The sequence below is a fragment of the Actinomyces bouchesdurhonensis genome, assembly GCF_900128465.1.
GTDB classification, from domain to species: domain Bacteria; phylum Actinomycetota; class Actinomycetes; order Actinomycetales; family Actinomycetaceae; genus Pauljensenia; species Pauljensenia bouchesdurhonensis.
Genome location: NZ_LT635869.1, coordinates 447,918 through 456,992, shown reverse-complemented (window position 1 = coordinate 456,992; position 9,075 = coordinate 447,918). Strand labels below are relative to the sequence as shown.

Sequence of the window (9,075 nt, the reverse complement as noted above, 5' to 3'; positions counted from 1 at the left end):
CGCGATTGCCGCGGTCAAGGCGATCAATGCGGCGCGCATGGCCCTGTGGGGCGACGGGCGGCACATGGTGAGCCTGGACGTCGTCATCGAGACGATGCGCCAGACCGGCAACGACATGCTCTCCAAATACAAGGAAACGTCGGAGGGCGGCCTGGCCGTCAACGTCGTCGAATGCTGAGGCACAACAACCGCCTACGCGAGCGAAGAGGTCCAATTGCCGGTCGCGCAAGTGTGTCCGCCACTCCCCGTCCTCGGCAAACTCTGGGCGACCAGCCACCCGCACCCACGCCATAGGACCAATAGCCCATACAACACTGCAACGAAGCTCCACGCTCACCCTTGTAGACCATCCGGTCACACGAACTGTCAAGCATTTACCATCGAACATAGATTTCAGGTCGACTTCGATAAATTAGTGTATTTCTGCCATTTTGACATCCTGACACATCCTCGCAAACTGTGATGTTATGACAAACGCTTGCGATCGCACCCGTCCGCGGGTAGCATTCTCACGAATTAGTTTGACGATAACTAACCGGGAACGAAACCCGCCCCACCCCATCACGCACGCCACGGGACACACGGAGTACACATGCGACTGTTGACAGCCTTCACTCGGCGCACGACCCACGCCAAGTCGCAGGCCAACACGCTGCTCCGAAAAATCGCCTGCACCGCCACCTCCGCATTCATGCTCGGCGGCGTCTGCCTCACCGCACCGCTCAACACCGAACCCGCGAACGCCGCACAGGAACCCGCCGGGTCCGACACGTTCACGATCAGCAACGTCGCCTCGATCTTTTCGGACTCCGTCGTCAATGATTCGCCCACCCAGCGCACCTACCCCGGCATCGCCCTGACCGACCAAACCGCCATGCAGGACAAGAACTTCCGGCGCTTCGTCTACTACGGCACGGTCGAAGATACGAAGAACTCGGTCTTCCAATACGCTTTCATGGAGACCTACAAGGCGAACATGTGGTCGCGCGACGGCTGGGTGAAACCCCTGAATCAGTGGGGTCCATGGCCGGGCGGATCCATGCAGGAGGGGACAGGCTGGAAGCGCGCCCAGTGGTTGGAGTCCTCCCTGGCGTCGCAGGGCTACTGGAGTTACACGACGCGCTCGTTGCCGTGGGGCGAAAACCCGGAGGAGAACGGCGTCATTTTCTACGACAACGAAACGACAGTCCAGGGCAAGATCGCACCGTGGAAGCAGACGGCGATGGGCTTCAAACCCAACAACCCCGGCACGGTCTCCACAGGCCAACCCTTCCTGCTGGGCACGCTGCGCAACAACAACCTCCCGATTTTCAACAACCTGGAACGAGGCACGGGCGGGAACCAGAAAACGCTGACCGATGTGGGCCCGCAGCGGTACTTCCACGGCAACCTGAACCTGCGCATCCAAGGCGACGGCTTCGCCATGCAGGGCATCGTCCCGTGGGACATCACCGAGACGCAGGACGACACACAAACCACGGTCGTTCCGCACGCGGGCGGCGCCTACACCATCGTCGCCAACTCCGTGTGCGACACCAACCCGGACGGGTCAGTGGCCGCCAATGGCAGCCGCCGTAGGATCCACGGCAAATTCACGGGACCCGCGCGCCTGTACAACCCGGACGGACGCGACTCCGACCAATGGCTGACAGGACGGACCGTGTGCGCCCAAAACGTCGGCGTCGGAAACGGAAGCTACGACCTCTACAACAAGGGACAGCAGGGCCACATCAACCAGACCCTGGGCTGGACGGCCGCGCAACGCGCCGAAAGCGACTGGCCGAACGCCGTCGACATCTCGCTGCGCACCCCCGCCTCAAACGACACCGTCTCCATCTCAACCTCCACGCTGCCCGACACCGTGTGGGAAAAGAACGGCGTGCGCTACCGCATGACCATCTGGGGATTCACAAACAACGGACAAAGCGCCTCCTGCCCCGCCGCGCCCCCGGCCGGCGCCACCCCCGTCACGTCCATGAGCACGCAAGAACTCAACATGACCTTCGCGTGCCTGTACGCCACCATCAACCAGGAACGCTACGTGCGCATCCACAAAGTCATCACCACCGACGACGGACGCACCTACACCACCCAACCCTCCGCCACCTTCACCTCCACCGCCACCCAGGACACCATCGACGCATCCACCGGCGCCACAGCCTCGTCCACAACCTCAAACGGAAGCACAGTATCCGGATGGGTCGGCAACGGCTCCCTCAGCCAGACGATCACCCCCACCGGGGTGGGCACAGCCAACAAGGGATCCATGGCCTCGTACCAGGCGTTCCTCGTCGGACACTCAGACTTCACCGTCACCGAAACAGGCATGACCAGCACAGACGACCCCACCGAACAATGGGAACTGACGGACATCACCTGCGTCAACGGCGAGGGCGACGACGTGGACGTCACCATCAACAAAGCCACCAAATCCATCAACTTCGCGGGCGTGGGCGCCGCACACAGCGCAGCCGCCCAAATGATCGACTGCACCTACACGAACCACTCACGCCACGCATCCGTCAGCTTCCAAAACACGGTCGCCACCAACGGCGGCCTAACGGGCGCACTCACCTTCGACGTCGACTACAAGATCACCGCATCCAACAAGGGAACCCTCAACAGCGACACGAGCACCGTCCAATTCGTGCCAAACTTCGCATACGGACTGACCATCAACTCCGTCATGATCGGCTCCAGCCAAGACGCCCTCGACATGGGCACACCCGTATCCGCAGTCGGAGGACGCTACACGATCACCAGTTCCGAACCACTGCCAGCCAACACCACACGCGAATACTGGGTACGCGTCAACGTCACCCGCTCCGAGGCCGCAGGCGTCACCATCTCCAACTACATGTGTCGAAACGTCGGCGGCACACCCACCAGCGGGTACGGCATGTACGCCGATCTCTCCGTCGCCGCCAACCGCGACATCGACGGCGCGGCCAACAACAAAGCCTGCGGCTCCGTCCCCGTCCACACGCTCGTCATCGCGAAAGCCGGCCACCAGTACACAAACCTCCAGTGGCCTGAAATCAGCAACGAGTACATAGACGATCAAGGCAACGGACTGTACCCACTGTCCGGCTCCGAATTCGCGATCTACGACGTAGACCCACGCGTCAACGCTTCCGCCACACCCATCATCTCGCTGAATTCAACCAACGTCGGCTACTCGCCCTACTACTGGAAGACCACCACGCTGGAAATGGGCAAACAATACTGGCTCGTCGAAACGAAGGCACCCGCCGGACACTCCCTGCTCCCCCAGCCGATCCCCTTCACACTCACCTCCAGGTACGCCGACGGCTCCGGAACAAACGTGTCCATGGGTGCCGAAATGAGCAACCCATTGCGGTGGGCGAAAGCCGCCGTCCAGTCCTACAACTCCGACTTCGATAACAACTCGCCGAACTCACAGGGCATGATCGTTGACGGCCACTACCAGGCCTCAATCATCGTCGTCGACACGGAAATGCCGACCCTGCCCAAAGCCGGCGGCCTGGGACTGTACCCGTACGTGGCGCTCGCGGCAGCCCTGATCGCCTCCGCGCTGGCAACCCGCCGCGNGGCGTCGCGTCAGGCCGAGGGCCCGCAGCAGCCCGTTCTCGCGGGTGCGTTCGGCGACCGACAGGGACAGCGTGTTGGCCACGCCCACCAGCGACACCAGGACGGACACGCCCAGCAGTCCGACGAGGACGAGCATCAGCTTGTCAATGACCTTCGTGTACATCTGGCGCTCCAAGGCGGAGCCGTTGACGCTCAGGTGCGAATCCTTGAGCAGCGCAGCCTGCACGGTCTCGGCGTCGGCCCCATCAGCCAGCTTGATGATGACCGCCTGACGCTGCGGCAAGGACTCGATGGACCGCAGGGTCTTCTCGGAGACCTGAGCCTCCCCGACGCTGCCGTTCTTGTCGTAAGTGGCGCTCAGGTCCACGCACGACTCGGCGCACAGGCGCAGCGTCTGCCCGGCCAGGGCCTCGTCCCCGACGCGCACCTGCCCATCGCCCATCTGGGTGACGGTCGAGTGGGTGACGCCCGTGTAGTCGGGTTCTCCGGTGATCATGACCGACGAGGCCTGGGCCTCGTCCTCCGAACCCGCTCCGTCTTCGGGGGTGTAGGCGGGCGCGCCCGAGGTGGTCGTCAGGGTNCACCCTACAATTGAAGGCGAGTCGAAGGAGACCACGATGGATGCATCTGCGGTCCGCACCCTTGCGGAGCACGCACACACAACTGCGAACAGGGATAACGGCGCGCGCCGGAAACTGGCTCGTCGCGCGCAACGAGGCGAACTCGTGAGGATCGCTCCCGGCTACTACCTCGACTCCGAGGCAATCACCACGCATCCTGCCCCGAGTGTGGCCGTCGATCTGGCGCGGCTGCTGGCCCTTCAGTACAGGCACCCGCACCTGATCGCATCCGGCCCCACCGCCGCGTGGCTCCGTGACTTACCGCTTCTGCGCGAGCATCCGCTGCACGTCACCACGACCTCGGACCATCACCCGCGTCCGGTCACGCTTCCCGAGATTCACGCGGGCCACCTCCATGTTCCGGCCGTCACAGTCCGCCCGCACCGGCCACGAGGAGGACGATCACCAGCGATGAATCGCTACGACGGGGACCTCATGGGGGCGACGCTCGAGGACACGATCATTGACTGCGCGTTAGCACTCGACCGGGAGGAAGCATTTGTCGTCGCCTGCGCGGGCCTGCACGAACTGGCGCGATACCGGCGTTTCTACCGGGACGATTCACGCCAACGCGAGGAGGTTAACCGCGCCCGTTTGCAGCGCATGATCGGTTCCTCGGGTCAGGGAACGAGGAACGTGACTTCCGCGCGCTGGGTGCTCACCCACGCGGATGCGGGCTGCGACAGCGTGGGAGAGTCTCGACTGCTCTATCTCCTGATCTGCGGGGGACTATCGGGGTTGGAGACACAGTATCCGGTGTCGGCTTCCGGCAAGTGGTACTTCATCGACATCGCAGTGCCGGAGGCGCGCATCGGCATCGAGTTCGACGGCCGTGGCAAGTACGGCTCCGACGTCGATTCCGTCCACCGGTCGATCGAAGCCGAGGAGCGCCGCCAGCGCCTGCTCGAAGCCCAGGGGTGGCAAATCCGACGATTTCGGTGGGAGGCGCTCGCACATCCCGATGAGATCCTCGGGCAGATCCGCACGCTCCTCGGTAGCCAGTAAGCCGCACGGCTCGGTTGTCGCACCGGACAAGCTTCAGTCCGGGGTCCGGGGTCCGGGGAAGAATACGTCATGCACCCAAGGACGAGGCCTGGGCAAGGTTTGCGCTCCATCCACCCTCAGTCGAGCGTATAGGTCCCTGAGACCGGCCCGAGCCCACCCCCGGCTCCGGTTTCAACCGCAGTGTGCCCAAACCGTAGACCACCTCGCCCAAAACGCCCCTAAAATGCCCATTTCCACCGAAGTGGACTGCACTTTGAGCACACATCACAAAAGTCGCACGTAATTTCCCTTGGTCAGTTTTTAATTAGCCCCACAAACGTTGCAATTCCAACGGTCTGAATTCAAAGTTTGAAATAGTCGCGGGGGAATTACGTGCGACATTTTTGGGGAACCATGCCGAGGCAGGGGCAGAGCGGGCAGCCGAAAGCTAGGCCGCCCCGCGCATCGAGGAAGCCAGACACAGGTCACCGCCCGGCCGACAGACAGTATGCCGGGCCGACTGGAGTGCCCGTGGGAGGCAGCGTGGCCTGGATGTCGTCATCGAGACGATGCGCCAGACCGGCAACGATGACGACTCGGCAACCTCAGGGCGCGACTCACCCGAAAGCTCCGCCAGGCCGACAGACGGTATGCCGCCGGGCCGACAGCGATTAGGACTCGGCGGCCTCAGGGCGCGACTCACCCGAAGGCTCCGCCCGGGCCTCGTCCACGGACACCNATGATTCCCATCGTCATGGACGCTCCCAGGCGCGCCTGGTTCAGGTCGTCCTGGATCGCCTGGTGCACGCTGGTCACGCTCACGCCCGAGATGCCGCTGAGCGCGGAGTTTGCTGTTGCCACCCACTCGTCCTGGGTGGCGCTGGGAGGGTTTGCGTTGCTGTCCGTGTCCGCTGCGCTGGTGGCGACGATGAACTTGCCGGACGCGGTCGTTCCGAAGATCGCGGAGAATCCGCCGTCGGTCACGTAACTGGCGGGCACTCCCATGCTGATCGTGTTCGTGTGCGTGGTGCCGACAACGGTGAGGGTGCGGTCGCCCGCGCTGAATCCGGCGCGCACGCGGACGGTATCGCCGACCTTCAGGGAGAGGGTCAAGGCCGTGTGCTCCGGGATGACGATCTCGTCGTCAGCGGTCGGGGCGGTTCCGGCGCTCAGGTCGAGGCCGGCGAAGGGCTTGGGAGCCATCGGCGAGACGTAGAGGCCGGCGCGCGTCGTGTCGGTCTGGGCGTCAGCGGGCCACTGGGCCATGTGCTTGATGGCGGTGACGCCGCTGGTTGCACTCAGGGTCTTTTCGGCGTTCTCGATGGCGCCCTCGGGCGCGTCGTCGCTCTGGGAGACGACGATCGTGCCGCCGCGGTACTGGCTGTAGACGCTGGAGGTCAGGCCCGAGGTCATCGCCGTCATGACGATGAGGGTGATGACGATGAAAGCCGTAGAGATGGCGACGGCCAGGCCCGTGGAGATGTAACGGCGGCCGTGGGAGCGCAGGTTGGCGCTCAGGAGGGAGTTTGTTGCAGACATGAGATGAGCCTTGGGGTGTGGGCGCGCGTTCAGCGCAGCGCCGCGGTCAGGTTGTCGGCGGTGATGTCGCGCAGGTCGGAGACGATGCGGCCGTCTCGGCACACGAGGACGCGGTCCGCGTAGGCGGCGGTGGCGGTGTCGTGGGTGACCATGATGACGCTCTGTCCGAGTTCGTCGACGGCGCGGCGCAGCAGGTCCATGACCTCGTCGGTGGAGTGGGAGTCGAGATTGCCGGTGGGCTCGTCCGCGACGATGACGGCGGGGCGGCTCATGAGGGCGCGGGCGACGGCGACGCGCTGTTGCTGGCCACCGGACATTTCAGAGGGGCGATGGTTCAGGCGGTCCGCGATGCCCAGGGAGTTGACGATGAGGTCGAACCATTCCTTTTCGGGGGCTTTTCCGGCCAGGCGCATGGGCAGGAGGATGTTGGCGCGCGCGTCCAGGGTGGGCACCAGGTTGAAGGACTGGAACACGAAGCCGATGCGGTCGCGGCGCAGCTTGGTCAGCGCGGTGTCTTTCAGGGCGGTGATGTCGGTGTCTTCGACGAAGACGTGCCCGGCGGTGGGGGCGTCGAGGCCGGCGAGGATGTGCATCATCGTGGATTTGCCGGAGCCGGAGGGACCCATGATGGCGGTGAATTCGCCGGCGCCGAAGCCGACGCTCACGTCGTCGAGGGCGCGCACCTGGGCGTCGCCGCTTCCGTAGATCTTGGAGACGCCCTGGAGTCGGACGATGGACGAGGCCGGGGCCTGTGCGGCCGCAGGGGCCGTGATTGTTGTGTTCGTGTTCATGCATCCATCGTGCGCCTGCGGCGCGCGTCACCGCTACGGAGGTTTCCCCTTATTTGTCCCCGAGACCACCCGGGGTGGTCTCGGGGTTCGCCCCGCGGTGTTCCGTGGTCCCTACGGAGTGGCCTGCAGGGCCACGACACATCTCCCCACCACAAAAGTCGCACGTAATTCGATTGCATGAACTTTCAACAAAGCCCAGAAACGTTGCAATTCCAACGATGCAAATTCAATGTTTGAAAGGTTTACATGGGAATTACGTGCGAAATTACTGAGCGCACACCAAACAGTCCGGCCCGACGGTGCCCACAAGTGACGACGGAGACGCCTCCCAGAAATTTCGCACGTAATTCGATTGCATGAACTTTCAACAAAGCCCAGAAACGTTGCAATTCCGACGATGCCAATTCAATGTTTGAAAGGTTTACATGGGAATTACGTGCGAAATTACTGAGCGCACACCAAACAGTCCGGCCCGACGGTGCCCACAAGTGACGACGGAGACACCTCCCAGAAATTTCGCACGTAATTCGATTGCATGAACTTTCAACAAAGCCCAGAAACGTTGCAATTCCAACGATGCCAATTCAATGTTTGAAAGGTTTACATGGGAATTACGTGCGAAAATACTGAGCGCACACCAAACAGTCCGGTTCGCGCAAAGCAGCCGGGCCCGGCGTGGGGACGCGACTACGACTCGACTGCCTCGCGCACCTCGCCCACCTGGCCAGCCTCGTCTACCACGCCGCATCAGCGACCCATACCCGCCCCGAGTCCGCCCCACCGCGTCGCCGGCCAGCCCGCNATGATGAGGGAGACGCCGGCCTCGGTGAGGGAGGTGACGCGGTCGACGAGGGGCGTGATGGGTTCCTTCTCGGCGGCGACGAGGTCGCGCATGCGGGTGTCGCGAATGAGGAGGTTGGTCGCGGAGGTGTCTTCGTCGATGAGGAGCGTGCGCGCGCCCAGCTCGAGGGATTCGATGATGGAGGCGGCCTGCGAGGTTGAGCCGGAGGCGTTCTCGGTGGAAAACGACGTGGTGTCGGCGCCGCCGGGCAGGTGGGTGATGAAGGGTGAGATGTCGACGCCGGTGACGGCTCGCCCGTCGGCGGCACGCACCTTGGTGGCGGTGGGGTCGGTGGCGACGAGTTCGCGCCCGTCGCCGGGAACGTGCGCGTACACGCCCTGGGCGATGGCCTCCAGGAGCGTGGATTTGCCGTGGTAGCCGCCGCCGACGATGAGGGTGAGGCCCGGGGGGATCGCCATGCCGGACACCTCGCCGGCGTGGGGTAGGGTGACGGTGGCGCGCAGGGACTCGGGGGCGGCGAAGGCAACGACGCCGTCACCGGTCAGGGGCGCCTCGGACACGCCGGAGCGGCGCGCGAGCATGGCCTCGTCGGCGACGAAGGACACCCATCCGCGTTCTTCGAGGATGCTTTGGAGGGTGCGGTAGTCCTCGTAGGCGGCGACGTGGGCGAGGAGGCGGGAACGTTTACGGGTGGTGGCCGGGTCCTCGGAGACGTAGTCGAAGCAGTCCATGACGATGTTGGGCACGTCGACGTCGAAGAGGCGGG

At 63.8% G+C, this 9,075-nt stretch carries 5 protein-coding genes and 2 pseudogenes; 3 read left to right on the top strand and 4 right to left on the bottom strand.

What is annotated here, in order from left to right:
- Both BQ7477_RS12595 and BQ7477_RS11735 read left to right on the top strand, forming a co-directional pair.
- On the top strand, positions 1-178 hold a 178-nt coding region (locus BQ7477_RS12595), incomplete at its 5' end, for an L-serine ammonia-lyase, iron-sulfur-dependent, subunit alpha (RefSeq protein WP_234968821.1).
- Between the two features lie 414 nt (positions 179-592).
- Positions 593-3,283 (top strand): annotated as a pseudogene (locus BQ7477_RS11735) (prealbumin-like fold domain-containing protein); the annotation flags it as partial.
- 171 nt (positions 3,284-3,454) lie between these two features.
- Here BQ7477_RS11735 and BQ7477_RS12865 read toward each other — a convergent pair.
- Positions 3,455-3,709 carry an FtsX-like permease family protein gene (locus BQ7477_RS12865; protein ID WP_338072961.1) on the bottom strand — a complete coding sequence of 85 codons (255 nt, stop codon included), beginning with the start codon at positions 3,707-3,709 and terminating at the stop codon, positions 3,455-3,457.
- A 481-nt stretch (positions 3,710-4,190) separates the two neighbouring features.
- On the opposite strand from BQ7477_RS12865, the gene BQ7477_RS10540 reads away from it, so the two are divergent.
- Entirely contained in the window at positions 4,191-5,198 is a 1,008-nt protein-coding gene (locus BQ7477_RS10540; RefSeq protein ID WP_073983830.1) for a DUF559 domain-containing protein, read from the top strand.
- A gap of 678 nt (positions 5,199-5,876) precedes the next feature.
- Here BQ7477_RS10540 and BQ7477_RS10535 read toward each other — a convergent pair.
- The 3 genes and pseudogenes from BQ7477_RS10535 to BQ7477_RS10525 form a co-directional block, all read right to left on the bottom strand.
- On the bottom strand, positions 5,877-6,716 hold the full coding sequence (locus tag BQ7477_RS10535; RefSeq protein WP_234968808.1) for an ABC transporter permease: 840 nt from the start codon (positions 6,714-6,716) through the stop codon (positions 5,877-5,879).
- Positions 6,717-6,745: 29 nt separating this feature from the next.
- Positions 6,746-7,507, bottom strand: coding sequence for an ABC transporter ATP-binding protein (locus tag BQ7477_RS10530; RefSeq protein ID WP_073983829.1), 762 nt, complete (start codon positions 7,505-7,507; stop codon positions 6,746-6,748).
- Positions 7,508-8,311: 804 nt separating this feature from the next.
- A pseudogene (locus BQ7477_RS10525) lies at positions 8,312-9,075 on the bottom strand (P-loop domain-containing protein); the annotation flags it as partial.

What these genes read in the sequence shown, in the direction of transcription:
- BQ7477_RS10540 (WP_073983830.1), top strand. Translation starts at nt 4,191, where the DNA reads ATGGATGCATCTGCGGTCCGCACCCTTGCGGAGCACGCACACACAACT.
- BQ7477_RS10530 (WP_073983829.1), bottom strand. Translation starts at nt 7,507, where the DNA reads ATGAACACGAACACAACAATCACGGCCCCTGCGGCCGCACAGGCCCCG.